General features: G+C 63.9%; 17 protein-coding genes. 8 read left to right on the forward strand and 9 right to left on the reverse strand.

The genetic code is table 11. The features are described from left to right. Position 1 precedes the first annotated feature (1 nt). Complete coding sequence (locus tag AC04SI_RS02700; RefSeq protein WP_488473874.1) at positions 2–3478, reverse strand: PAS domain-containing hybrid sensor histidine kinase/response regulator; 3477 nt, start codon at positions 3476–3478, stop codon at positions 2–4. A 237-nt stretch (positions 3479–3715) separates the two neighbouring features. Here AC04SI_RS02700 and mscL point away from each other — a divergent pair, with 237 nt between their 5' ends. Both mscL and AC04SI_RS02710 read left to right on the forward strand, forming a co-directional pair. Next, on the forward strand, positions 3716–4135 hold the full coding sequence (gene mscL / locus AC04SI_RS02705; protein ID WP_404280115.1) for a large conductance mechanosensitive channel protein MscL: 420 nt from the start codon (positions 3716–3718) through the stop codon (positions 4133–4135). A gap of 106 nt (positions 4136–4241) precedes the next feature. Beyond that, positions 4242–5408 carry a pyridoxal phosphate-dependent aminotransferase gene (locus AC04SI_RS02710; RefSeq protein WP_404280117.1) on the forward strand — a complete coding sequence of 389 codons (1167 nt, stop codon included), beginning with the start codon at positions 4242–4244 and terminating at the stop codon, positions 5406–5408. Positions 5409–5428: 20 nt separating this feature from the next. On the opposite strand, the gene hemA is transcribed toward AC04SI_RS02710, so the two are convergent. After that, positions 5429–6706 carry a 5-aminolevulinate synthase gene (gene hemA, locus AC04SI_RS02715; RefSeq protein WP_404280119.1) on the reverse strand — a complete coding sequence of 426 codons (1278 nt, stop codon included), beginning with the start codon at positions 6704–6706 and terminating at the stop codon, positions 5429–5431. Positions 6707–6984: 278 nt separating this feature from the next. On the opposite strand from hemA, the gene galE reads away from it, so the two are divergent. From galE to AC04SI_RS02730, 3 genes are all read left to right on the forward strand, one after another. After that, on the forward strand, positions 6985–7980 hold the full coding sequence (galE, locus tag AC04SI_RS02720; protein ID WP_404280122.1) for a UDP-glucose 4-epimerase GalE: 996 nt from the start codon (positions 6985–6987) through the stop codon (positions 7978–7980). An 89-nt stretch (positions 7981–8069) separates the two neighbouring features. Next, positions 8070–9320 carry a D-amino acid dehydrogenase gene (locus tag AC04SI_RS02725; RefSeq protein ID WP_404280124.1) on the forward strand — a complete coding sequence of 417 codons (1251 nt, stop codon included), beginning with the start codon at positions 8070–8072 and terminating at the stop codon, positions 9318–9320. Between the two features lie 3 nt (positions 9321–9323). Then, positions 9324–11150, forward strand: coding sequence for an alanine racemase (locus AC04SI_RS02730; RefSeq protein ID WP_404280126.1), 1827 nt, complete (start codon positions 9324–9326; stop codon positions 11148–11150). Here the strand turns inward: AC04SI_RS02730 and AC04SI_RS02735 are convergent, their stop codons facing one another. The 7 genes from AC04SI_RS02735 to AC04SI_RS02765 form a co-directional block, all read right to left on the reverse strand. Further along, on the reverse strand, positions 11151–12518 hold the full coding sequence (locus AC04SI_RS02735; protein WP_488473875.1) for an FGGY-family carbohydrate kinase: 1368 nt from the start codon (positions 12516–12518) through the stop codon (positions 11151–11153). Beyond that, the gene (gene rhaM, locus AC04SI_RS02740; RefSeq protein ID WP_404280130.1) at positions 12515–12829 is read right to left on the reverse strand and encodes an L-rhamnose mutarotase; all 315 of its coding nucleotides are present in this window, start codon (positions 12827–12829) and stop codon (positions 12515–12517) included. Before rhaM ends, AC04SI_RS02735 begins: the two co-directional genes overlap by 4 nt. Then, on the reverse strand, positions 12829–13830 hold the full coding sequence (locus tag AC04SI_RS02745) for an ABC transporter permease (protein ID WP_404280132.1): 1002 nt from the start codon (positions 13828–13830) through the stop codon (positions 12829–12831). The genes rhaM and AC04SI_RS02745 overlap by 1 nt, the downstream gene beginning before the upstream one ends. Beyond that, on the reverse strand, positions 13827–14804 hold the full coding sequence (locus AC04SI_RS02750) for an ABC transporter permease (protein ID WP_404280135.1): 978 nt from the start codon (positions 14802–14804) through the stop codon (positions 13827–13829). The genes AC04SI_RS02745 and AC04SI_RS02750 overlap by 4 nt, the downstream gene beginning before the upstream one ends. Continuing rightward, the gene (locus AC04SI_RS02755; protein ID WP_488473876.1) at positions 14801–16360 is read right to left on the reverse strand and encodes a sugar ABC transporter ATP-binding protein; all 1560 of its coding nucleotides are present in this window, start codon (positions 16358–16360) and stop codon (positions 14801–14803) included. Before AC04SI_RS02755 ends, AC04SI_RS02750 begins: the two co-directional genes overlap by 4 nt. Before the next feature lie 83 nt (positions 16361–16443). Continuing rightward, the gene (gene rhaS / locus AC04SI_RS02760) at positions 16444–17439 is read right to left on the reverse strand and encodes a rhamnose ABC transporter substrate-binding protein (protein ID WP_488473877.1); all 996 of its coding nucleotides are present in this window, start codon (positions 17437–17439) and stop codon (positions 16444–16446) included. A gap of 55 nt (positions 17440–17494) precedes the next feature. Continuing rightward, positions 17495–18298 carry a DeoR/GlpR family DNA-binding transcription regulator gene (locus tag AC04SI_RS02765; protein WP_488473878.1) on the reverse strand — a complete coding sequence of 268 codons (804 nt, stop codon included), beginning with the start codon at positions 18296–18298 and terminating at the stop codon, positions 17495–17497. A 187-nt stretch (positions 18299–18485) separates the two neighbouring features. Between AC04SI_RS02765 and AC04SI_RS02770 the strand changes: the two genes are divergently transcribed. The 3 genes from AC04SI_RS02770 (at position 18486) to ggt (ending at position 24139) form a co-directional block, all read left to right on the forward strand. Further along, positions 18486–20588, forward strand: coding sequence for a bifunctional rhamnulose-1-phosphate aldolase/short-chain dehydrogenase (locus tag AC04SI_RS02770; RefSeq protein WP_488473879.1), 2103 nt, complete (start codon positions 18486–18488; stop codon positions 20586–20588). A 167-nt stretch (positions 20589–20755) separates the two neighbouring features. Further along, on the forward strand, positions 20756–22048 hold the full coding sequence (gene rhaI, locus AC04SI_RS02775; protein ID WP_404280146.1) for an L-rhamnose catabolism isomerase: 1293 nt from the start codon (positions 20756–20758) through the stop codon (positions 22046–22048). Positions 22049–22399: 351 nt separating this feature from the next. Beyond that, a complete protein-coding gene (gene ggt, locus AC04SI_RS02780; protein WP_404280148.1) occupies positions 22400–24139 on the forward strand; it encodes a gamma-glutamyltransferase in 1740 nt (579 codons plus the stop codon). The last annotated feature ends 9 nt before the right edge of the window (positions 24140–24148 follow it).

The following is a 24148-nucleotide window of genomic DNA, read 5'->3' on the forward strand; positions in this document are numbered from 1 at the left end:
ATTATTCGGCCGCTGAGGCCAGTGGCCTGACCCTGGCCATCATCGACCGCAGCACCGCCGGCTTCAGCGGCTTGTTGATCACCGGCACGTCGAGTGCGCCGGCAGCAGTGCGGACCTCGCTGGAGCGGTCGGCCGTGACCAGAACGGCCGGCAAGTCATGGCCGTGAATTGACCGCAACGTCTCGATGGCATCCAGTCCGGTGCCGCCGTCGAGATGATAGTCGGCCAGCACGATATCCGGCCGGCGCATGCCGGATGCCTCCTCGACACCCGTGACGGTGTCGATGCTGCAACCCCAGCCTTCGAGCAGCAGCCGCATCCCGTCGAGGATGCGGGCGTCATTGTCGATGCAGAGAACACGCAGTCCGGCCAGCGAATTTGTGGCGCGCACCGGCGTCTTCGCTTCGACTTCGCGCCGAGGCGCCTCGGCCGCGACAACCGGCAGGATCACTGAAAAGCGCGTGCCCTTGCCTGGGTTGGAAAATATCCGGATTTCGAGCCTGAGCACGCGAGCGATGCGGTCGACGATGGAGAGGCCAAGGCCGAGGCCTTCGGCTTCGCGCGCGCCTTCGTCGAGCCGGGTGAATTCGTGGAACACCGTGTTCAGCTTGTCGCCGGCGATGCCGATGCCGGTGTCGATCACCTGGATTTCGGCCAGTTCCCCGCGCCGCCTCACCCCGACCAGGATGCGCCCGTGGCGGGTGTATTTGATGGCGTTGGAGATGAGGTTCTGGATCAGCCGGCGCAACAAATTGCGGTCCGTCATGACGCAGAGCGACGACGGCATGATGGTCAGCCCGAGCTTTTTTTCGGCGGCGAGCGGCAGGAAATCGTTGCCGATCTGGCGCAGCAGCCCGTCCAGGCTGAAGGCGGTGTCGTCCGGTTTCATTGCGCCTGCATCGAGGCGGGAAATGTCGAGCACGGCGCCCAGAATGGTCTCGACCGATTCCAGTGAGGATTCGATGTTGACCGCCGCTTTGCCGGTGGGTCCCTTGCCGGCCTTTTCGATCAGCGACGAGCAATAGAGCCGGGCGGCGTTCAGCGGCTGCAGGATGTCGTGGCCGGCGGCGGCAAGGAAGCGCGTCTTGCCGAGATTGGCCTCCTCGGCCAGCATCTGCGCCTGCGCCAGCTCCTCATTGACGCGGGTCAGTTCGATGGTGCGCGTCTTGACCCGCTGCTCCAGCGATTCATTGGCTCGCTTCAGCGCCAGATCCTGTTCGACGCGCCCGGAGATATCGGCATAGGTGGCGACGATGCCGCCGTCCGGCATCGGGTTGGAGCGCAGTTCCAGGATGCGGCCGCTGGTCTTCAACTCCACCTGCCACGGGCTGACGAAGCTGGTCAGGCGGTTGAGCATCGCCACCCGCTGGTCGGACGGAATGTCGCCGCGCTGCGCGAGGTGGTGCAGGATGCGGTCGAGCGAGACGCCGACCTGGCCCATCTCGTCGGGCAGGTCGAACAGCGCCCGGTACTGGCGGTTCCAGCAGATCAGGCGGAAATCCCGGTCGAAGACGGTGATGCCCTGTTCCATCTGGTCGAGCGCGATCTCCAGCAGGTCGCGGTTGTGCTGCAGCGCCTCGGTGGCGTCGTCAAGCAGGCGGAAGGCATCCTTGGATTCGCGGTCGTTGCGCCGGAACAGTAGCGACAGGATCAGCCGCGCCGAGGAGGAACCGACGGCGCTCGCCAGCAATTGCTCGGAAAAACGGATGACGTCCATGCTCGCCTGCTCATTGCCGTGCAGCGTGGTGCCGTTGGTCTTTTCGAACGACTGGAAAGAACGCTCGGTGCGCTCGACGCCCAGATAGCGCGAGATCGTGTCCTTGAGGTCGTTGACGGTGATGGCGGTGCGGAAGCGGCGCAGGCTTGGCATCGGGCTGGCCTCCCGCGGCACGAAGATCGCCGCCTGGATGCGTTCCAGCGGCACCGATGCGCGCGACAGCGAACCCAGGACAAAGAACACCGTGTTGATCGACAGGCTCCACAGCACGCCATGGTTCAACGGTTCGGCGACGGTGCCGAACAGCGCCTGCGGCCGAAGCGCCTCGAAGCCGAACAGGCCGTGGACGAGGATGTCGGCATCCGGCGCGGCGAGCGAGGGCAAAAGCAGCGTGTAGCCCCAGCAGAGGATGCCGGCGACCATGCCAAGTGCTGCACCCCTGCCGTTGGCGCCGCGCCAGATCAGCCCGCCGATCAGCGCCGGAGCGAACTGGGCGATGGCCGCGAACGACATCAGGCCGATGGAGGAGAGCCGCGCGTTGTTGGTGCTCTCGCGATAGTAGAGGAAGGCGATGAACAGCATGACGAAGATCGCGCCGCGCCGCACATTGAGGATCAGCGACGACCAGTCTTCGCTTTCGGAGGTCGTGGTCTTGAGCAGGCGGCGCACGAACAGCGGGATGACGAGGTCGTTGGAAATCATGATCGACAGCGCGACGCTTTCGACGATGACCATGGCGGTCGCCGCCGACAGGCCGCCGATGAAGGCGGCCATTGCAAGCACATCATGGCCGCTGAATAAGGGCAGCGATAGCACATAGAGGTCGCTGCTGGTCCTGGTCCCGACCAGCGATAGGCCGGCAAAGGCGATCGGCAGCACGAACAGGTTGATCGCGACAAGGTAGAGCGGAAACACCCAGGTCGCGGTGCGAAGTTCAGCCTCGCCGCGGTTCTCGACGATGGTGACGTAGAACTGGCGCGGCAGCATGATGATGGCAAACCCGCTGAGGCCGGTCAGCACCAGCCAGGTGGCCAAGGAGGTGTTGTAGCCCATCGCCTGCCGCACCTCGCCATTCTCGGCGAGCTTGTCGAACATGTCGCCTGGTCCGCCGAAGATCAGGAAGGTGACCATCAGGCCGATCGCCAGGAAGGCGGCGAGCTTGACCACGGTTTCCACCGCCACCGCCAGCACCAGCCCGTCCTGGTGCTCGGTGGCGTCGGCATGGCGGGTGCCGAACAGCACCGCAAACAGCGCCAGCAGCATGGCGACGACCAGCGAGATGTCGCTGACGAACGGATCGAAGGAGGGTGGCGATCCCGTGTAGTGCTCGACCATCAGGCTGACCGAGCCGGAGATCGCCTTCAATTGCAGCGCGATGTAGGGCACCGCGCCGATCGTCGCGATCAGCGTGGCGATCGCCGCGACGGTGAAGCTCTTGCCGTAGCGGGCGCCGAGGAAGTCGGCGATCGAGGTGATCTTCTCGGTCTTCGCCAGCCTGACGATGCGGTTGAGCAACGGAAAGCCGAACACGAACACCAGCACCGGCCCGGTATAGATGCCGAGGAATTCGAGGCCGCGTTCGGAAGACAGGCCGACCGAGCCGAAGAAGGTCCAGGAGGTGCAGTAGATGGCGAGGCTGAGCGCATAGATGAACGGACGGGCGCGGTCCGGCCCTGCCGAGCGCCGGTCGCCAAGGCTGGCGATGACGAACAGCAGCGTCACATAGGCGATCGCGATGATGACGATGAACCAGCCCTGCACGGCCCGAAATTCCTCCTGGTACAGACGCAATCACAGCTTGGGGGGCGAGTCCATCGCGGCTTTCGGCGCATGGCTGTCAGGTCTGTCGGACATTTGGCCGCTGACCCCGGGGAAGGAGAATGCAGCTGCTTTCGCGCCTTTGCTTCTGTTGCAACCAAGGGTTTTTGTTATGGTGGACGTGGGCCGGCGCCGAAGGGATGGTGGAGGCGGCAGCGCGGCCATGGCAAGGAGGGTCGAATGCTGAAAGAATTCCAGGAATTCATTTCCAAGGGCAATGTGATGGACTTGGCCGTCGGCGTCATCATCGGCGCCGCCTTCGGCAAGATCGTCGATTCGCTGGTCAACGACATCATCATGCCTTTCATCGGCGCACTTGGCGGTGTCGATTTTTCGAACTACTTCGTCGCCCTGTCGTCCAACGTGCATTCAACCAACCTTGTCGATGCGCGCAAGGAAGGCGCGGTGTTCGCCTACGGGAATTTCATCACCGTGGCACTGAACTTCATCATCCTCGCTTTCATCATCTTTCTGATGGTCAAGGCGGTGAACAATATGCGCAAGCGGCTGGAGAGGGAGAAGCCGGCAGCACCCGCCGCTCCACCGCCCGCCGATGTCGCTTTGCTCACCGAAATTCGCGATCTGCTCGCCAGGAGATAGCCGGAGCAACATTTCTGGACCAAAACCCCGGTCGCTTGCAGCCGGGGTTTTCTGTTTTCGCCTGCCGCAAAACAGGCTAGCTGTCGCAAAACCAACGGACATTTACATGACCCTAATCCAGAATTTACGCGCCGAGGCCCGCGCCGCGCCCGAAAGTGGCATCGTCGCCGTCGTCAACCACGGCCGCCTGCGCGACGGCCTGATCCCGCTTTGGGCCGGCGAGGGCGATCTGCCGACGCCCGCCTTCATCAGCGATGCCGCTGCCCGCGGACTGGCTGCTGGCGAGACCTTCTACACCTGGCAGAAGGGCATCCCGGAGCTGAGACAGGCGCTTTCCCGCTACTATGACAGGCATTTCGGCAAGAGCTTCGCCACGGACGAATTCATCGTCACCGCCTCCGGCATGCACGCCATCCAGCTGGCGATCGACGCGGTCGCCGGCAGTGGCGACGAGGTCGTCTATTTGTCACCGGCCTGGCCGAATTTCGCCGCTGCCGCCGGTGTCGCCGGCGCCGTTCCGGTTGCGGTCACGCTCGACCAGTCCGGCAATGGTTGGTCCTGCGATGTCGACAAGATCGCAGCCGCGATCACGCCAAGGACCAAGGCGCTGTTCGTCAACACGCCGTCCAACCCGACCGGCTGGACCGCCGACCGGGAAACCCTGCAGGCGATCCTCGACCTCGCCCGCGAAAAGGGCATCTGGATCATCGCCGACGAGATCTATGCGCTGTTCCACTACGGCCATGGCCGCGCGCCGTCCTTCCTCGACATCGCGACCGGGGAAGACCGCATCCTGTTTGTCAACAGTTTTTCCAAGAACTGGGCGATGACCGGCTGGCGCGTCGGCTGGATCAAGACCCATCCCGCCCTGCAGCAGGTCTTCGAGAACCTGATCCAGTACTCGACCTCGGGCGTAGCCCAGTTTATGCAGCGCGGCGCCGTCGCCGCACTCGACGAGGGTGATGCCTTCATCGTCGAGCAGGTCGAGCGGGCGCGGGCGGCGCGTGATCTGGTCTGCGGTATCCTCGGCGCGACCGGCAAAGCGCGCTTCACCGTGCCGCAAGGCGCTTTCTATCTGTTCTTCACGGTCGACGGCATCACCGATTCCCGAACCGCCGCCTTCGACATCGTCGATCAGGCCAATGTCGGCCTGGCGCCCGGAACCGCCTTCGGTCCCGGCGGCGAAGCCTTCCTCAGGCTATGCTTCCACCGTCGCCTCGACCAGCTCGAGGAAGCCGCGCACCGGCTGGCGAAATGGATGAAGACGGTCTGAGCAACTGAGGGTCAGCGTCTTCAGCCGCCTGACTTCGGGACCAATAGAGGAATAATCCGGTCGCTCTTCGCGACCGCGGGGCGACCGGCCGCGCCATAAGGAATGCCCAGAGCATCCCAGGTCTCGACCAGCGCGTCCTGCAGTTCGGCGATCAGTTGATCTGAATGGAAGGGCGTCGGCGTGATGCGCAACCTCTCCGTTCCGCGCGGCACTGTCGGATAGTTGATCGGCTGGATGTAGATGCCATGCACGCCGAGCAGCCGATCGCTGGCCATCTTGCAGAGCTCGGGATCGCCGACCAGCAACGGCACGATATGGGTCGGCGAGTCCATCACCGGCAGGCCCGCGGCGCCGAGAATCTCCTTGGTCCGCGACGCCTGGCGCTGCTGCGCGTCACGCTCGGCCTGTGAGCGCTTCAGATGACGGATCGACGTGGTCGCCGCAGCCGCGATCGCCGGCGGCAGCGCCGTGGTGAAGATGAAGCCCGGCGCATAGGAGCGCACGGCGTCGATGACAGCACTTGTGCCGGTGATGTAGCCGCCGAGCGTGCCGAATGCCTTGGCGAGCGTGCCTTCAATGATGTCGATGCGATCGGCGAGCCCCTCGCGCTCGGTGATGCCGCCGCCGCGCGGACCGTACATGCCGACGGCATGGACCTCGTCGATATAGGTCATGGCGTTGTAGCGCTCGGCGAGCTCGACGATCTGCTTGATCGGCGCGATGTCGCCATCCATCGAATAGACGCTTTCGAACACGATCAGCTTAGCGCGCTCACTGCCGGCCGCCTGCAGCAGGCTCTCGAGATGCGCGACGTCATTGTGGCGGAAGATCTTCTTTTCGGCGCCCGAGCGCCGCACGCCTTCGATCATCGAGGCGTGGTTGAGCTCGTCCGAAATGATCAGGCAGTTGGGCAGCAGCCGGGCGATGGTCGAAATCGACGCTTCGTTGGAGACGAAGCCCGAGGTGAAGACCAGTGCCGCTTCCTTGTCGTGCAGGTCGGCCAGTTCCAGTTCGAGCTGGACCAGCGGATTGCTGGTGCCGGAAATGTTGCGGGTGCCGCCGGCGCCCGAACCCATCTTGCCGGCCGCGTTCTGGAAGGAAGCGATGACGTCGGGATGCTGGCCCATGCCGAGATAGTCGTTGGAGCACCAGACGGTGATTTCCTGGGCGCGGCCGTTGGAGCGCCAAATGGCGCGCGGGAACTTGCCCACGATGCGCTCGAGGTCGGCGAAAACGCGATAGCGCCGCTCGGCATGGAGCTGGTCGATCGCTTCCTCGAAGAACCGCTGATAGTTCATGTCGACGTCCCAAGTTTTGCGCGGGATCATAGTCATTGCCCCCTTTGGCGTCCACCGGACCTTTTTGGTCAAAATGCCACGCCCCGGACCTGTTCCTAACGACCACGGTTCGTGGCCTATTCCCTTGATGTGGATCAATTTTGTTTCGGTACCATGTCGCAGGCCATAGCGACTGTTACCGACTTAACATTCAGGGTTTTAATGGCCTTGCGGCGGGCTTTCCAGTAAGGCGCTTGTTGAGACAGTTTCCGATAAATCAGAAGGTGCGAGGATTCGGGATGGCGGTTTTGGTAACGGGCGGCGCCGGCTATATCGGCAGCCACATGGTCTGGGAGCTTCTGGATGCGGGCGAGAGCGTGGTCGTGCTCGACCGGCTTTCGACAGGCTTCGAATGGGCGGTTGCGCCCGAGGCGAAGCTCGTCGTCGGCGATGTCGCCGACAGGGAACTGGTCGGTTCGATCATCAGGGACTATCATGTTGACGCCATCATCCATTTCGCCGGCTCGATCGTGGTTCCCGAATCGGTCGCCGATCCGCTCGGCTATTACGAGAACAACACCTGCAAGACACGCACGCTGATCGAGACCGCGGTGCGCGAAGGCGTCCCCAATTTCATCTTTTCCTCGACCGCCGCCGTCTATGGCGGCGCCGGGCTGGAGCCGGTGCGCGAGGACGCCAGCCTGGCGCCGGTATCGCCCTACGGCCTATCCAAGCTGATGAGCGAATGGATGCTGCGCGATGCGGCGATCGCGCATGGGCTGCGCTATACGGCGCTGCGCTACTTCAACGTCGCCGGCGCCGACCCCAGGGGCCGTACCGGCCAGTCGACGCCGGGCGCTACGCATCTGATCAAGGTTGCCTGCGAGACGGCGCTCGGCAAGCGGCCCTTCATGCAGGTGTTCGGCACCGACTATTCCACCCCGGATGGTACCTGCATGCGCGATTACATCCATGTCAGCGACCTGGCAGCGGCGCATCGCCTCGCCCTTGAGCGGCTGCGCGCCGGGGGTGCCAGCCTCGTCGCCAATTGCGGCTACAGCCACGGCTATTCCGTGCTCGAAGTCATCGACAGCGTGCGCCGCGCCTTCGGCCATGATTTCGAGGTGAAGATGGGCGATCGCCGCCCTGGCGACGCCGCCGCCATAGTCGCCAATTCGGAGCTTGCGCGTGCAGAACTCGGCTGGACGCCGCAGCGCGACGACCTCGACCTGATCGTCGCCGACGCGCTTGCCTGGGAGCGGATCCTGAGCAGCAAGAACTCCGCACGCGGCTGAAGGGCTCGTCCCGCGCTCGCTAAAGCGCTATTGAAGGGCTTCGCGGCGAAGCGTGGAGGCGCTTTGGCCGTTGAGATTTGGGGGGCGGCATGAAAATACTGGTACTCGGCGCGGGTGTTGTCGGCACGGCGGCGGCCTACTATCTGGCCAGCGACGGCCACGAGGTGACGGTAATCGAGCGCCATCCGGCGCCGGCGCGCGGCACCAGCCAGTCGAATGCCGGTCTGGTGTCGCCAGGCGACGCCACCGCCTGGGCCTCGCCGGCGGCGCTGAAAACGTTCCTGCGCGCGCTCTATAACCACGATCTCGGCATCAAGGTGCGGCTGCGCTTCGATCCGTATTTCCTGGCCTGGAGCATGCGTTTCCTGCGCCAGTGCACGGTATCGCGCCTGCGCGCCAACAGTCAGGTCAAATTGCGTCTGGCGCTCTATTCTCGCGACTGCATCAATGCGCTTTCGGCCGATACCGGCATCCACTATGACGAGCGCAAGAAGGGCATCCTCTATTTCTTCCGCTCCCAGCACAGCCTCGACACCGGCACCGACAATTACCGTTTTCTCGCCCAACATGGCCTGCCGATCGAGATCGTCGGCCGCGACCGCCTGATCGAGCTCGAGCCCGGCCTTGCCGATGCGAAGGACAAGATCGCCGGCGGCGTCTATTCGCCGATCGACCAGACCGGCGATTCCCGGCAATTCGTCGAAAAACTCGCCGCCCACGCCGCCGAAAAACTCGGCGTGAAGTTTCTCTACGGCACGACGGTCGAAGGTCTCGACATCGAAGGCGATCGTGTGCGTACGGTGATGACGTCGGCCGGACCGGTCTCCGGCGACGCCGTCGTCATCTCGATGGGGCCGGAAAGCGGCCTGCTTGGCCGCCGTTACGGCATCGACCTGCCGGTCTATCCGGTGAAAGGCTACACCGCGACCATTCCCTTGGAGGATGAGAGCAAGGGGCCGACCATGGGCGGCGCCGACGAAGACCAGTTGATCGGCTACTCCCGGCTCGGCAACCGGCTGCGGCTTGCCTCGACGGCCGAATTCACCGGCTTCGACCGCACGTATCGGCCACGTGACTTCGCCGCCATGTTCAGGACCGGCAAGGAGCTTTTCCCGGGCGCCTTCGACGAGAAGAAGGCCGAACTCTGGGCAGGTCTCAGGCCGATGATGCCGAACTCGGTGCCGGTCATCGGCCAGGCGCGCTACACGAACCTCTATCTCGATACCGGCCACGGCCATGTCGGCTGGACCATGGCCTGCGGCTCCGGGAAATTCCTTGCCGACATCGTCGCCGGCCGCAAGCCAGAGATCGACCCGCAAGGGCTGGTCTACAGGAACTGAGCGATGTCGGGTCCGCAAGTCGCCATAGATCTCGGTCGCATCGAGCGTAACGCCCGCACCATCGTCGAGCGCTGCGCGCGCTCGGGCATCAAGGTCTTCGGCGTCACCAAGGGCACTTGCGGCATGCCGCAAGTGGCGCGCGCCATGCTGCGCGGCGGTGTCACCGGCATTGCCGAATCGCGCTTCGAGAACATCCGCCGGCTGCGCGACAGCGGCATCAATGGGCCGATCATGCTGCTGCGCAGCCCGCCGGTCGCCCGCGTCGAGGAGGTGGTGCGCAGCGTCGACATCAGCCTGCAATCCGAACTCACCATCATCCGCGAGATCGCCCGCATCGCCGAGCGCATGGGCCGCGTCCACGACATCATGCTGATGATCGATCTCGGCGATCTCAGGGAAGGCATCTGGCCGAACGATCTGGTGTCGACGGTCGAGCAGATCCTCGAAATGAAGGGCGTGCGCATCGCCGGCATCGGCACCAATCTCGGCTGTTTCGGTGCCATCATGCCGACGGAAGAGAACCTCGGCCAGCTCGTCGCCCACGCCTACAAGACCGAGCGCCTGTCCGGCAAAAGCCTCGACTGGATCTCGGGCGGCGCCTCCTCGTCGCTGCCGCTGCTGCTCGAGGGACGGCTGCCAGCCGGCATCAACAATCTCAGGGTCGGCGAAGCGATCCTGCAAGGCGGCGTCGAAACCTTCCGCGACACGCCCTGGGACGAGCTCGAACCCGATGCCTGCCGGCTGACCAGCGACATCATCGAGGTCAAGCTGAAGCCGTCGCGGCCGATCGGCCAGTCCGGCTATGATGCCTTCGGCAACCAGCCGGTCTTCTCCGACGAGGGCGACAGGCTGCGCGCCATCGCCAATATCGGCCGCGAGGACGTGCTAGTCGAGGGGCTGGTGCCGATCACCAAGGGCATGCGCGTGCTCGGCGCCTCCAGCGACCATCTGCTGCTCGACGTGGCCGATGCCGATCCGCCGCCCGCCGTCGGCGACCGCGTCGCCTTCCACATGAGCTACGGCGCCATGCTGATGGCGATGACTTCGGAATATGTCGAAAAGGCCCCAATGCACGATGTCGAGGACTATTCCGGTCGCAAGATGGTGTCGATCTCGGCCGAGCCGGCGGCGGCCGGCATCGTGGCGCGCGAGGCGACCGGCGCCCGGCTGGAGGCGATGAATTTCGACGTCGTCGAACTGGCCGATGTCGAGCGGCCGCCATCCGGCCTGATCAGGCTGACCGTCGGCGCCGATCGTCGCAATGCCCACAAGGCGCTGGCGGCGACGGCGCGCGCCACGCATTCCTTCGGCCTTATCTGGATCGATTCCATCGCCGCGCTGATGCCTGAAGACGAGGAAGGCATCGACCTGCCGGAGGTCTCCGTGCTGGCGCGAGCGCTCGGCCTTGACCACAAGCCGGGCGCTTTGCAGCCGCAGCTGTCGCCGGAAAACGTCGTCATTGTCGGCCTGCGCCACGCCGATCCGGCCGAGGCGCGGGTGCTGAACGATTCGCGCGTTTCCGCCTTCACCATGGCCGATGTCGATGCCATGGGTATGCGCGACGTCATGCGCGAGGCCATCCACATCGCCGCTTCCGGCACGCAAGGTTTTCACGTCAGTTACGCGCCAACGGTGACCGAATTCGCAGGCTGGGCGGCGGGTTCCGGCGGCATCACCGTGCGCGAGACGCATCAGGCGATGGAGACGATCGCGCTGTCCGGCGGGCTGCTGTCGATGGATGTGTCCGGGCTGACGGCCGAACTGGAGCCAAGGCTGGCGACCGAAACGATCAACTTCGTCATGTCGGCCTTCGGCAAGCGGATTCTCTGATCAGCTCGCGTCGACCGCTGCTCGCCATGCGCGCGCATAGTCGGCCCATGCGAGATCATCAGGCGGTTTCGTTGTTTCGCCCTTGCTTCCGATCGCGCCGCGATCGGTCGCCAAAAGGGCGGCGCCGATGCTGGTGCCGGTCGCGGCTTCCGAGGCGATGACTGGCCGCGCCGTCGCGGCCGCGAGCATGCGGGTGAACAGCCGGTTGCGGGCGAAGGGGCCCTCGACGATCGCCGGGCCATCGCCGCCGATCAGGCCCAGACAAGTCGCCGTCATCAGCGCCAGATAGAACGAGATAGCGACGAAGCGCTGGCCGTCGGTGACGTCCTCGGCCGGAAGCCAACGTGCGGCGTGATGCGGATAGGGCCCCGAGCCTTGCTGGGTCGAAGGCAGCAGCAATGTCCCGCGTGCCAGTACGGCGGCGACATCGGCGTCGCTCCAATCCTGCGGCTTGCCGTCGGTCAGAAGCGAAAACTCACGTCCGCCCATGAAGCGCGCTGACGGAACGGGATTGCCGAGCGCGTTGACATTGACCAGCGTGTCACGCGCCGCATCGAGCGCCACCTTGTTGCCGCCGACTGCCATCGACACCACCCAGGTGCCCGTCGAGACGACGGAGAAGGGCGGCCGATCGGCGATGAGATGCGGCAGCAGCGAGGCATTGGAATCGTGCAGCCCGCAAAACACCGGCGTTTGCGGGTCGAGCCCGGTCTGGCGGGCAAGCGCGGGTAGGATCGGCCCCAAACGGTCCTTCGCCGGCCGCACCGGCGCCATGAGCCGGCGCCAGCCCATCCGGTCGACCAGCGACGAGAAATTGGGCTGCCACGGGTCCCACAGATCGGTGTGGCAGCCGAGCGATGTCACCTCGTTGGCGGCAACGCCGGTCAGCCGCAAGGCCCAGTATTGCGGGTACATCAGGATCGCGGCTGTCCTGGCAAAATCGGTCGGAAAATGCCTCCGCTGCCAGAACAGCTGCGCACCGATGTTGAGACCTGCCGGCAGGCGCGGCGTGCCCGTCTCGGCAAAGGCCGGGCGGATCGCATCATAGTCCTGGGCTAAATCGTCGGGCCCTGCGAACTCATAGTCGAGCACTGGCAGCGCCAGGCCGCCTTTAGCGTCGACCAGAACCGCCGTCGCTCCATGCGTGGTGATCGATATGGCGTCGATGCGTTGCTCGCGATGGATCGCGGAAAGGCTATCGATGACGAATGCCCAGAGGCGTTCGACGTCGTGATGCGGGTAGGGTCCATCTGTGGAGGCAGCATTGGCAACGCGGCGCAGCGTCACCTCGCGCACGGTCGTGAGATCGACCAGCGCCACCTTGGCGTTGGTCTTGCCGATATCGATGACGGCGACGTGGCGGATCATGCCATATGGAACATGGTTTCCAGCGGCACCGCCACCGGCTCGTTGTCGGCCTTGGTTTCCATGACTTCTGCCATGTGCGCCCACCAGCGCTGCATCACCGGATGACCGGGCAGGCCGGCCATGCCGTGATCGTCGCGCCGCCACAGCACGCCGAACAGGATGTTGGTCTCCTCGTCGAGATGGATCGAATAGTCGGACACCCCGGCCTGTTTCAGCAGCGCCACCAGCGACGGCCAGATCTCGTCATGGCGGCGCTTGTACTCGGCCTTCATGCCGGGGTTGAGCTTCATCTTGAAGGCGTATTTCTCCATCAGGCGAAGCGCCCCCCGCGCAGCCGCCGCCAGACGATCGGAAGTGCAATCACGATGATCAGCAGCAGCCCGATGAAGATCGACATGACGATGCCCGGCACGTTGAGCAGGCCAAGGCCGAAGGTCACCAGCCCCATGATGAAGGCGGCAAGCACGACGCCCAAAATGCTGCCGGCGCCGCCGAGGATGCTGACGCCACCGAGCACCACCATGGTGATGGCCTCCAGCTCGTAGCCTTGCGCGATCGACGGTCGGGTCGAGCCGAGACGCGAGGTGATCAGCACCGCGGCGATGCCCGACATCAGCCCGGTCAGGCAGAACAGGATGAACTTGATGCGGTCGACGCGCACGCCGGAGAACTGCGCCGCCACCGGATTGTTGCCGATGGCAAAGACACGCCGGCCAAAGCTCGTCCGGTGCAGCACGAACCAGTAGATGACGGCCGCCACCAGGAACAGCGCCAGCTCGAACGACACCACCCACCAGACATAGCCCTGGCCGAAGAAGGCGAAGCTCGCCGGATAGCCTTTGTAGGCCTGGTCGCCGAGCACGATGAAGGCGATGCCGCGAAACAGGCTCATCGTGCCGATGGTGACGACGATGGAGGGCAAGCCGAGCCGGGTCACCAAGAGCCCGTTGAAGGCGCCGCAGCCGAGCCCGACCGCGATGCCGATCAGGACAAGCACCGGCGTGCCGGCGCCGGCCTGCACCGCCATGCCCATCATCGTTGACGCCAGCGCGATGATGGCGGCCACCGACAGGTCGATTTCGCCGGAAATGATCAGCAGCGCCATGGCGAGCGCGATCAGCGCCTTTTCGGTGAAGTTGAAGGTCAGGTCCGACAGCGACCACGGGTCGAGGAAATAGGGCGAGGCAAAGCTGTTGACGGTAAAGATCGCGACCGCGACGACGACCAGCAGCGCCTCCCAGGAGAAGATCGCCGAAGAGAGCGGCTTGTCCAGCCGGTCTGGTATATGGCGCGGGGCAGGGGTGTCGGTCATGCTGCTTCCGCCTTTCTGAGGATGATGCGGCCCTGCCGGCGTTCGCCGCGCGCATTGAGCACGACGGCCAGGATAATGGCGCTGCCCGAGATCGCCATCTGCCAGAAGGGCGAGATGTTGATGACCGGTAGCGCGTTGGAGATGATGCCGAGGAACAGCGCGCCGAGCACCGCGCCGCCGACCGAGCCGATGCCGCCGGCGATCGAGATGCCGCCGATGACGCAGGCCGCGATGATGTTGAGCTCATAGCCGTTGGCGACCTCGACCGAGGCTATGACGTAACGCGAGATCCACAGATAGCCGGCAAGCCCACCGATCATGCCGGAGATGCAGAAGACGATGAATTTTGTCCGGCCGACATCGATTCCGGCATAGACCGACGCGGTCGGATTGACGCCGATGGCATAGATCGAGCGGCCGAGCGCGGTGCGCGTCATCACCAGGAAGAACAGCGCGATCACCAGAAGCGCGATCCATGACAGCACTGGAATGCCGAGAAAGGCCGCGCGCTGAAAATTGATGAAATCGGCGCTCATCTGGTCGGCATTGACCCAGGCGCCGCCGGATATGACGAAGGTCGCGCCGCGATAGATGGTGAGCGTGCCTAATGTCACCACGATCGAAGGGATGTTCAGCCGCCACACCAGCAAGCCGTTGATGGCGCCGAGCACCAGTCCGACGAGAAGGGCGATGACGATCAGCAGCGGGATCGGGATTGCCGGATGCGCGGCGTTGAGCATCGCCACCACCATGCCGGTGAAGCAGAGATTGGACGCCATCGACAGATCGATCGAGCGGGTCAGGATCACCACCATTTGGCCGAGCGCCAGGATCATCAGGATCGAGGTGTCGTTGAACACCTGGCGCAAATTGGCCGGATCTGCAAAGCCGGGGAAGCGGGTCGAAATCAGGCCGATCAGCACGGCGATGGCCGCAAGCAGCCAGATCTCGCGGTATTTGAGAAAATTCTTCATGCCGCGATCCCCGCTGCTGTCCTCACCAGCGTCTCGGCGTCGAGCCCCTTATTGTCGTGCACCGCCGCGATGCGACCTTCGCGCATGACGACGACGCGGTCGGACATGCCGAGGATTTCCGGCAGCTCGGACGACACCATGATCACCGACAGGCCCTGCGCCACCAGCTCGGCCATGAAGCCGTGCACGGCGGCCTTGGAGCCGATGTCGATGCCCTTGGTCGGCTCGTCGAGGATGATCACCTTGGGCGCGGTCGCCAGCCATTTGGCGATGACGATCTTCTGCTGGTTGCCGCCGGACAGCGTGCCAACATCCTGGCTGAGTGAGGAGGCGCGCAGATCGAGCCGCTCGGTGTAGGAGCGCGCCAGCGCGAACTCTTCCGCCAGCCGAAGCATGCCGGATTTGGACGTGCGCTTCAGCGAAGGCAGCGATACGTTCTGGAAGATCGGCAGGCCGATCACCACGCCCTGCTTGCCGCGCTCTTCCGGCACGTAGACGATGCCGGCCTCAATCGAGTCAGCCGCCGATTTCGGTGCAATGGCTTTTCCCTCGAGCGTGATCGTGCCCCTGCTGGTGCGGGTGATGCCCGATATCGCCTGCATCACCTCGCTGCGCCCGGCGCCGACAAGGCCGTAGAAGCCTAATATCTCGCCCTTGTGCAATTCGAAGCCGATGTCGTCGAACTCGGTCGGATGCGACAGGCCGGCGACGGATAGGACCGGCGCGCCGATGCTTGCCTTGCGCTGCGGAAAGATGTGGTCGACGTTGCGGCCGACCATCATGCGCACGATCTGGCCCTGGTCGGCGTCCTTGAGCAGGCCTTCGCCGATCATCTCGCCATCGCGGAACACCGTATAGCGGTCGGCGATGCGGTAGATCTCATCGAACTTGTGGCTGATGAAGAGAATGGCCTTGCCTTCGCTCTTGAGGAACTCGATGAGCAGAAAAAGCTCCTCGATCTCCTTCATCGATAGTGCCGCCGTCGGCTCGTCCATGATGACGATCCGTGCATCGATCGACATGGCGCGCGCGACCGCCACCAGATGCTTATTGGCGATGCCGAGATCCTTCAGACGCGTGTCGGCGTCGATATGGCCGGCGCCCATCGTGCCCAGCACTTCGCGCGCATTGCTGCGCATGGTGCGCCAGTCGATGGTGCCGAAGCGGGTGCGTGGCGCGTGGCCGAGAAAGATGTTTTCGGCAACCGAAAGGTCGTCGAACAGCACCGTTTCTTGATGAATGGCGGTGATGCCATGGCCGAAGGCGGCATGCGCACTGTGCAAGGTAACGGCCTGGCCGTCGATACTGATGGTGCCGGCGTCGGGCTGGTAGATGCCGGTCATGATCTTGACCAGCGTCGACTTGCCGGCGCCGTTCTCGCCGATCAGCGCCGTCACCTGTCCGGGATAGAGCGACAGGCTGACATCGTGCAGCGCGCGTACGCCGGGAAAACTCTTGGAGATGCCTGAAAGCGTCAGGCGCGGGGCAGAGGGCTCGGACGGGCCCGAGGGCCCGGGCCGTTCCGTCTCCAATTTGTGTTGGGCTGTCGTGTCCATATCCGTATCAGGCCCTGATTCAAGGTCCGTTTGAAGATGCGGCGGAGCGTGAGCCCCGCCGCGTCAGCTTGAAGGCGCCAGGATCAGTAGATCTTGGAGAACTTCTCGATGTTGGTCTTGTCGAACTGGAAGGGCGGAGCCATCGCAGCCGAGTTGGTGTCGTCGAGCGTCACCTTGCCGACGCGGCCGATCGACAGCGTCGCACCCGGCTTGGCTTCTTCCTTCTTCACCGCCAGATCATGGGCGAGATAGATGGCCGAGTAGCCGAGGTCGATCGGGTTCCACAGCGCCACCGCCTGGCTGGAGCCATTGTCGATGAACTTCTTGAACTCGGAAGGGAGCGCCAGGCCAGTGACATTGACCTTGCCGATGAGACCTGCGTCGGTCACCACCTGGGCGGCGGCAACGACGCCGACCGTGGTCGGTGCGATGATCGCCTTGAGGTTCGGGTAGGACTTCAAGAGGCCCTTGGCTTCGTCGGTGCTCTTGGCCGAGTCGTCATCGCCATAGACGGTGGCGACGAGGTTGATCTTGGGGAACTTCTCCGGCAGGATTTTCTTGGCCGCTTCGATCCAGGCATTCTGGTTGGTCGCGGTCGAGGATGCCGAGAGAATCGCGACGTCGCCGCCTTCCGGCAGATAGTCGGCGGCGAGCTTGATGATGGTCTCGCCGATCAGGCCGGTATCGGACGGGTTGAGGTGAAGCTGGCGGCCTTCGGGCGCGACACCCGAATCCCACGAAATCACGGTGATGCCGCGTTCCATCGCCTTCTTCAGCGCCGGAACCAGCGCGTCGGCGTCGTTGGCCGAAATCGCGATGGCGTCGACCTTCTGGGCGATCAGCGAATTGACCACTTCGATCTGCGCTTCGGCGGTTGCCTTGGTCGGGCCGGTGTAGATGACCTCGACATCGCCGAGTTCCTTGGCCGCCTCCTCGGCGCCCTTGTTGGCGGCATCGAAGAAGCCGTTGCCGAGCGACTTCACCACCAGCGCGATCTTGACGTTTTCGGCATAGGCGGCATTCACGAACATGGCGGCGGAAAAGGCCGCCGTAACCATCAATTTCTTCAGAAAGCTCATCGAATATCCTCCCTTGAGCGTTGCATTCCATCGCCGCTGCGGGCGTGAGGGTGTCTCAGGCCTGCAGTGAAGATTCTTCCTTTGCCGGTTTGCGGGCGACGATCAGCGTCACCCCGGCGGTCTCCAGCATCTTGGCTTCGCGGTCCTCGATGCCGTCGTCGGTTATCACCGTGGCGATGCGCGTCAGGCCGCACAGGATCAGGCTGGAGCGCATGCGGAACTTCGAGGAGTCGACCAGCACCACCAGCTCGTCGGCCTGGTCGATCAGCTTCTGCTCGGCCTGGATCAGCAGCGGGTCGCCTTCCATCAGGCCGAGCGGCCCCAGCCCCTGCGCGCCCATGAACATGCGGCGCGCGTAGAAATTGCGCGTCACGTCATTGTCGAAGGGCGACAGGATGATGTTCTGCTCGCGGTAGATCGTGCCGCCCGACAGCATCACCGTGTTCTTGGAATGCTTGAGCAGGTGTTCGGCGATCGGGAAGGAATTGGTGAAGATCGGCATGCGGCGGCCGGTCAGGAAATGCACCATCTGGAAGGTGGTGGTGCCGCCATTGATGATGATCGGCTCGCCGTCCTTGCAGAGCTCGACCGCTTCGCGGGCGATCGCCCGCTTCTGCGCGGCATTCAGCGTCTCGTTGACGGAAAAGGGCCGGCCGGCAAGGCCGATGAACTGCGGCGGCGAGATCGCCTCGGCGCCACCGCGCACCCGGCGCAGGCGTTTTTGCACATGCAGGGCCGCGATATCGCGCCGGATCGTCGCCTCGGACGAGTCCGTCAGGTCGACCATTTCCTGCACCGTCACCACAGGTTTTTCCTGGACGGCGGACAGAATGATCCTGTGGCGCTCTTTCTCGTGCATGGTTCCTCCCTGCCTGAGCATCTAGGCACCCAAAACGCGCAGTGTCAATCATTTCCAATCATATATTTTCATTGTGCAGTGCAATATGATCGATATTGATCGTTTGTGATTGACAATCTCGCCGCTTCCGTAGACATTTGGCCAAGATCGACCGCACTGTTCGCGTGTCTCACGGGAGGATATTCAAATGCTCGACAAGCGCTCCGGCTCGCGCCTTGCCAATCTGTGGGATGACGCCAAGGCAGCGTCGATGAGCGAACCGGAACGTCTCGTCTACCGCTCGAACACGCTCGGTTTCGACAAGCGCGTCACCAATTATGGCGGCGGCAACACCTCGTCCAAGATCTGGCAGAAGGACCCGCTGACCGGCGAGAGCGTGGAAGTGCTGTGGGTCAAGGGCTCGGGCGGCGACAGCGCCTCGATCAAGCTCGACGGTTTCGCCACGCTCTACATGGATAAGCTGCGCGCGCTGAAGGGCCTCTATCGCGGCCTCGCGCATGAGGACGAGATGGTCGGCTTCTTGCCGCACTGCACCTTCAACCTCAATCCGCGCGCGGCCTCGATCGACACGCCGCTGCACGCCTTCGTGCCGAAGCCTTTCGTCGATCATATGCATCCCGACGCCATCATCGCCATTGCCGCGGCTAAGGATTCCAAGGCGCTGACCAAAGAGATCTTCGGTGACGCCATCGGCTGGCTGCCGTGGAAGCGGCCGGGCTTCGAACTCGGCCTATGGCTGGAAAAGTTCTGCCTCGAGCATCCGGCCGCCAAGGGCGTCATTCTCGAGAGCCATGGCCTGTTCACCTGGGGCGATACGCCAAAGGAATGCTACGAGACGACAATCGCGGTGATCAACCAAGCAATGGAGTGGTTCGAGCGCCGGTCGGAAGGTGTGGCGATCTTCGGCGGTGAAGTCGTCAAATCGCTCGATGCGCAGGCGCGCCGCGCTGTGGCCGCAAAACTGATGCCGCGGATCCGCGGCCTGATTTCCGAGAAGAGCCACAAGCTCGGCCATTTCGACGATTCCGCCGCCGTGCTCGAATTCGTCAATTCCAGGGATTTGCGGCCGCTGGCCGCCCTTGGCACGTCCTGCCCGGACCATTTCCTGCGCACCAAGATCCGGCCGCTGGTCGTCGAGTTCGACCCGGCAAAGCCGGATGTCGATGCCGTCATCGCGCGCCTCGCCGACGACATTGCTGCCTATCGTGTTGGCTACCAGGCCTACTACGACAGCTGCAAGCATGCGGACTCGCCCGCCATCCGCGATCCCAACGCCGTCGTCTATCTGATGCCGGGCGTCGGCATGTTCACCTTCGCCGGCGACAAGGCGACCGCCCGCATTTCCGGCGAATTCTACGTCAACGCCATCAACGTCATGCGCGGCGCCTCGACCGTCTCGTCCTATGTGGGCCTGCCAGCACAGGAAGCTTTCGACATCGAATACTGGCTGCTCGAGGACCTGAAACTGCTGCGCATGCCGAAGCCGAAGGCGCTGGCCGGCCAGATCGCTTTGGTCACCGGCGGCGCCGGCGGCATCGGCCGCGCCACCGCCAACCGCCTGCTGCGCGAAGGTGCCTGCGTGGTGCTGGCCGATATCGACGAGACGGCACTCGCCAGCGCCAACGACGAGCTGGCCAAGGCCTACGGCAAGGATTTCGTGCGCCCGGTGCTGATCAACGTCACATCGGAGGACCAGGTCGTTTCCGGTTTTGCCGAGACTTCGGTCGAATTCGGCGGCATCGACATTCTGGTGTCAAATGCCGGCCTGGCGTCCTCGGCGCCGATCGAGGACACGACGCTGGCGCTGTGGAACAAGAACATGGACATCCTGTCCACAGGCTATTTCCTCGTCTCGCGCGAAGCCTTCCGGCTGTTCCGGGCCCAGAAGATCGGCGGCAACGTCATCTTCGTCGCTTCCAAGAACGGTCTCGCCGCGTCGCCCAACGCCGCCGCCTATTGCACCGCCAAGGCGGCCGAGATCCATCTGGCGCGCTGCCTGGCGCTGGAGGGCGCTGAGGCGCAGATCAGGGTCAATGTCGTCAATCCGGACGCCGTGTTGCGCGGCTCGAAGATCTGGACCGGCGAGTGGAAGGAACAGCGCGCCGCCGCCTACAAGATGTCGACCGACGATCTGGAAGAGCACTACCGCTCGCGCTCGATGCTGAAGCGCTCGGTGTTTCCAGAGGACATCGCCGAAGCGATCTATTTCTTCGCCTCCGACATGTCGGCCAAATCGACCGGCAACATCATCAATGTCGACGCGGGCAACGCGCAGAGCTTTACGCGATAATAGTTTGAAGGCGGCGCCGCCCCTCACCCTTACCCTCTCCCCGTAAGGACGGGGAGAGGGGTCGCCGACGCCGGAGCGCTTCCCTTCTCCCCGTCACTATGCGGGGAGAAGATGCCGGCAGGCGGATGAGGGGCAGCGCCGACCGAACACATATGGGAGGAACCACCGTGTCCGAAACCATCATCTCCGCCGAAATCGTCGACAAGGACAATGCCGCGCGTAAGGCCAACCTTGAGCGCGACTATCAATCACTCGGCGAGCGCCTCGACCGGCACGGCATCGCTATCGACGCCATCCGCGACAAGGTGGAAAAATTCGCGGTGGCGATCCCGTCCTGGGGCGTCGGCACCGGCGGCACCCGCTTTGCCCGCTTTCCCGGCGCCGGCGAGCCGCGCGACATCTTCGACAAGATCGAGGACTGCGCCGTCATCCGCCAGCTCACGCAGGCAACGCCGACCGTTTCGCTGCACATCCCTTGGGACAAGGCTGATCCGAACCGGCTGAAGCAGGCGGCCTCCCGCTTCGGCCTCGGCTTCGACGCCATGAACTCCAACACCTTCTCCGATGCCAGGGACCAGAAGCTCTCCTACAAATTCGGTTCATTGTCGCACGCCGATGCCGGCACGCGCCGCCAGGCGGTCGAGCACAATCTCGAATGCATCGAGATCGGCAGGACGCTGGGCTCGAAGGCGCTGACGGTGTGGATCGGCGACGGCTCGAACTTCCCCGGCCAGGTCAATTTCGCCAGGGCCTTCGAGCGCTATCTCGAAGCCATGAAGGACATCTATGCCGGCCTGCCGGACGACTGGAAACTGTTCACCGAGCACAAGATGTACGAGCCGGCCTTCTACTCGACGGTCGTGCAGGACTGGGGCACCAACTACATGATCGCCAAGGAGCTAGGCGACAAGGCGTTCTGCCTGGTCGACCTCGGCCATCATGCGCCCAACGTCAACATCGAGATGATCGTGTCGCGGCTGATCCAGTTCAAGAAACTCGGCGGCTTCCACTTCAACGATTCCAAATATGGCGATGACGACCTCGACGCCGGTTCGATCGATCCCTACCGGTTGTTCCTGGTCTTCAACGAACTGGTCGATGCCGAGCTTTCCGGTGCTGAAGGTTTTCATCCGGCCCACATGCTCGACCAGAGCCACAACGTCACCGACCCGATCGAAAGCCTGATGCTGTCGGCCGTCGAGGTACAGCGCGCCTATGCCCAGGCGCTGCTGGTCGACCGCAAGGCGCTGGAAGTCTTCCAGGACGCCAATGACGCTTTGATGGCGACGCAGACGCTAAAAACGGCTTACCGCACCGATGTCGAGCCGATCCTGGCCATGGCACGGTTGAAGACCGGTGGCGCCATCGATCCGGTGGCCGCCTACCGTGCTGCCGGCTATCGCGCCAGGGTCGCGGCGGAGCGGCCGGCGGTCGTCGGCGGAAGCGGCGGGATTGTCTGAGGCTGATCTAAGGCAGGCAACTGCTTCAGACAGGTCTCGGATAATTGTCGAGGTCCGCGCTGCCCCTCATCCACCTGCCGGCACCTTCTCCCCGTAAACGGGGAGAAGCCCGCTAGTCGCCGCTGTGGCGCGCCCTTTGCAACGTTGGCGATTGGCGAAATCGTCGAGGAAAGCGTCCTTCGGGAAGAAGTGCCCGGCAGGGCGATGAGGGGGGGCGCCCACACTGGATGGGTATTCCCCACGGAGAAGAGAGTCAGGTGAACGATCACCAACCCGTGTCCGCCGTCATTGTCAGTAGACTCTCCCGCCCCAAGCGGCTCTTCTAGGCGCACCCCACGCCCGGAGCCCGCCATGCACTTCACCCGCCGGACGCTGATCGCCGTCAGTCTCTCCTTCACTTTCGCCTTAGCACCGCTGACCTCAGCCTTTGCGGCCTCGCCTGCCCCAGCCAAGGGCGAACACGGCATGGTGGTGACCGCACAGCACCTGGCCTCGGAAGTCGGCGTCGAGGTGCTGAAGAAAGGCGGCAACGCCGTCGATGCCGCGGTCGCCGTCGGCTATGCGCTGGCCGTGGTGTACCCGAACGCCGGCAATATCGGCGGCGGCGGCTTCATGACCATCCGCTTCAAGGACGGCAAGTCGACCTTCCTCGATTTCCGCGAACGCGCGCCGCTGGCCGCGACCAAGACCATGTATCTCGACAAGGATGGTAAGCCGGTGAAGGGCGCCAGCCTCGACGGCTATCTTGCGGTCGGCGTGCCAGGCTCGGTCGCCGGCTTCGAGGCTGCGCGCGAGAAATATGGCACGTTGTCCAGGCAGGATCTGATGGCGCCGGCGATTGCCTACGCCAAGGACGGGTTCGTCCTCGATCAGGGCGATGCCGGCTTTTTTGCCCGCTACGCAGACCGGCTGGCGAAGGATCCGGCTGCGGCCGCCATCTTCCTGAAACCGGACGGCAAGCCCTATGGCATTGGTGAGCGGCTGGTGCAGCCGGACCTCGCCGCCTCGCTGTCTGCGATCTCCGAGAAGGGGCCTGACGCCTTCTATAAGGGCGCCATCGCCGACGCCATCGTCAAGGCAAGCAGCGCCAAGGGCGGCATTCTGGCCAAGCCGGATTTCGAGCAGTACGCGCTGCGCGAGCTGAAGCCGGTGACCTGCAACTATCGCGGCTACGAGATCATTTCCTCGCCGCCGCCGAGTTCGGGCGGCGTCATCATCTGCGAGATCCTCAACGTGCTGGAAGGCTACCCGCTGTCCTATCTCGGCGCCGGTTCGGCCGAGACGGTCCATGCCATGGTCGAGGCCATGCGTTACGCCTATGTCGATAGGAACTCGGCGCTGGGCGACCCGGATTTCGTCGACAATCCGGTCTCGAAGCTGCTCGACAAGGGCTACGCCAAGGACATCCGCGACAAGATCGATCCGTTCCGGGCCGGCGTCTCGCAGGATCTGATGCCGAAGGGCTTTGGCGAGAGCAAGGAAACCACGCACTATTCGATCATCGACAATGACGGCAATGCGGTGGCGGTGACCTATACGCTCAACGGCTTGTTCGGCGCCGGCGTCGTCGCCGACGGCACCGGCATCCTGCTCAACAACGAGATGGACGATTTCACCCAGAAGCCGGGCGTGCCTAATCTCTATGGGCTCGTCCAGGGCGAGGCCAATGCCATCCAGCCGAAGAAGACGCCGCTATCCTCGATGAGCCCGACCGTGGTGGCCAAGGACGGCAAGCCGTTCATGGTCATCGGCAGTCCCGGCGGCTCGCGCATCATCACCATTACGCTGGAAGCGATCGTCAATGTCATCGACCACGGCATGAACATCCAGGAGGCCATCGACGCGCCACGCATCCATCATCAGTGGCTGCCCGACACGGTCTATGTCGAACCGTTCGGACTGTCGCCCGACACCGAGAAACTGCTTGCCGGCATGGGCTATCATCTCGATCTCGGCGATACGACTTGGGGCCAGGCTGCCGGCATACTGGTCGGCGGCAAGAGCCTGGCGGAGATCGAGAAAGGCGGCGGCGCCCGCTACAATGGCGCCATCGACAGCCGCGCCGCATCCGGCGAGGCGCTTGGGTATTAGACTCGTCTA

It is taken from the genome of Mesorhizobium sp. CNPSo 4689, assembly GCF_057784325.1.

Bases quoted from the DNA above. Each gene is read 5' to 3' on its own strand.
- rhaM (WP_404280130.1), bottom strand. From the start codon at position 12,829: ATGGAGAAATACGCCTTCAAGATGAAGCTCAACCCCGGCATGAAGGCC.
- mscL (WP_404280115.1), top strand. From the start codon at position 3,716: ATGCTGAAAGAATTCCAGGAATTCATTTCCAAGGGCAATGTGATGGAC.
- AC04SI_RS02755 (WP_488473876.1), bottom strand. From the start codon at position 16,360: ATGGACACGACAGCCCAACACAAATTGGAGACGGAACGGCCCGGGCCC.
- AC04SI_RS02710 (WP_404280117.1), top strand. From the start codon at position 4,242: ATGACCCTAATCCAGAATTTACGCGCCGAGGCCCGCGCCGCGCCCGAA.
- AC04SI_RS02770 (WP_488473879.1), top strand. From the start codon at position 18,486: ATGCTCGACAAGCGCTCCGGCTCGCGCCTTGCCAATCTGTGGGATGAC.
- rhaS (WP_488473877.1), bottom strand. From the start codon at position 17,439: ATGAGCTTTCTGAAGAAATTGATGGTTACGGCGGCCTTTTCCGCCGCC.
- AC04SI_RS02730 (WP_404280126.1), top strand. From the start codon at position 9,324: ATGTCGGGTCCGCAAGTCGCCATAGATCTCGGTCGCATCGAGCGTAAC.
- AC04SI_RS02750 (WP_404280135.1), bottom strand. From the start codon at position 14,804: ATGAAGAATTTTCTCAAATACCGCGAGATCTGGCTGCTTGCGGCCATC.
- AC04SI_RS02765 (WP_488473878.1), bottom strand. From the start codon at position 18,298: ATGCACGAGAAAGAGCGCCACAGGATCATTCTGTCCGCCGTCCAGGAA.
- ggt (WP_404280148.1), top strand. From the start codon at position 22,400: ATGCACTTCACCCGCCGGACGCTGATCGCCGTCAGTCTCTCCTTCACT.
- AC04SI_RS02745 (WP_404280132.1), bottom strand. From the start codon at position 13,830: ATGACCGACACCCCTGCCCCGCGCCATATACCAGACCGGCTGGACAAG.
- galE (WP_404280122.1), top strand. From the start codon at position 6,985: ATGGCGGTTTTGGTAACGGGCGGCGCCGGCTATATCGGCAGCCACATG.
- hemA (WP_404280119.1), bottom strand. From the start codon at position 6,706: ATGAACTATCAGCGGTTCTTCGAGGAAGCGATCGACCAGCTCCATGCC.
- AC04SI_RS02735 (WP_488473875.1), bottom strand. From the start codon at position 12,518: ATGATCCGCCACGTCGCCGTCATCGATATCGGCAAGACCAACGCCAAG.
- AC04SI_RS02725 (WP_404280124.1), top strand. From the start codon at position 8,070: ATGAAAATACTGGTACTCGGCGCGGGTGTTGTCGGCACGGCGGCGGCC.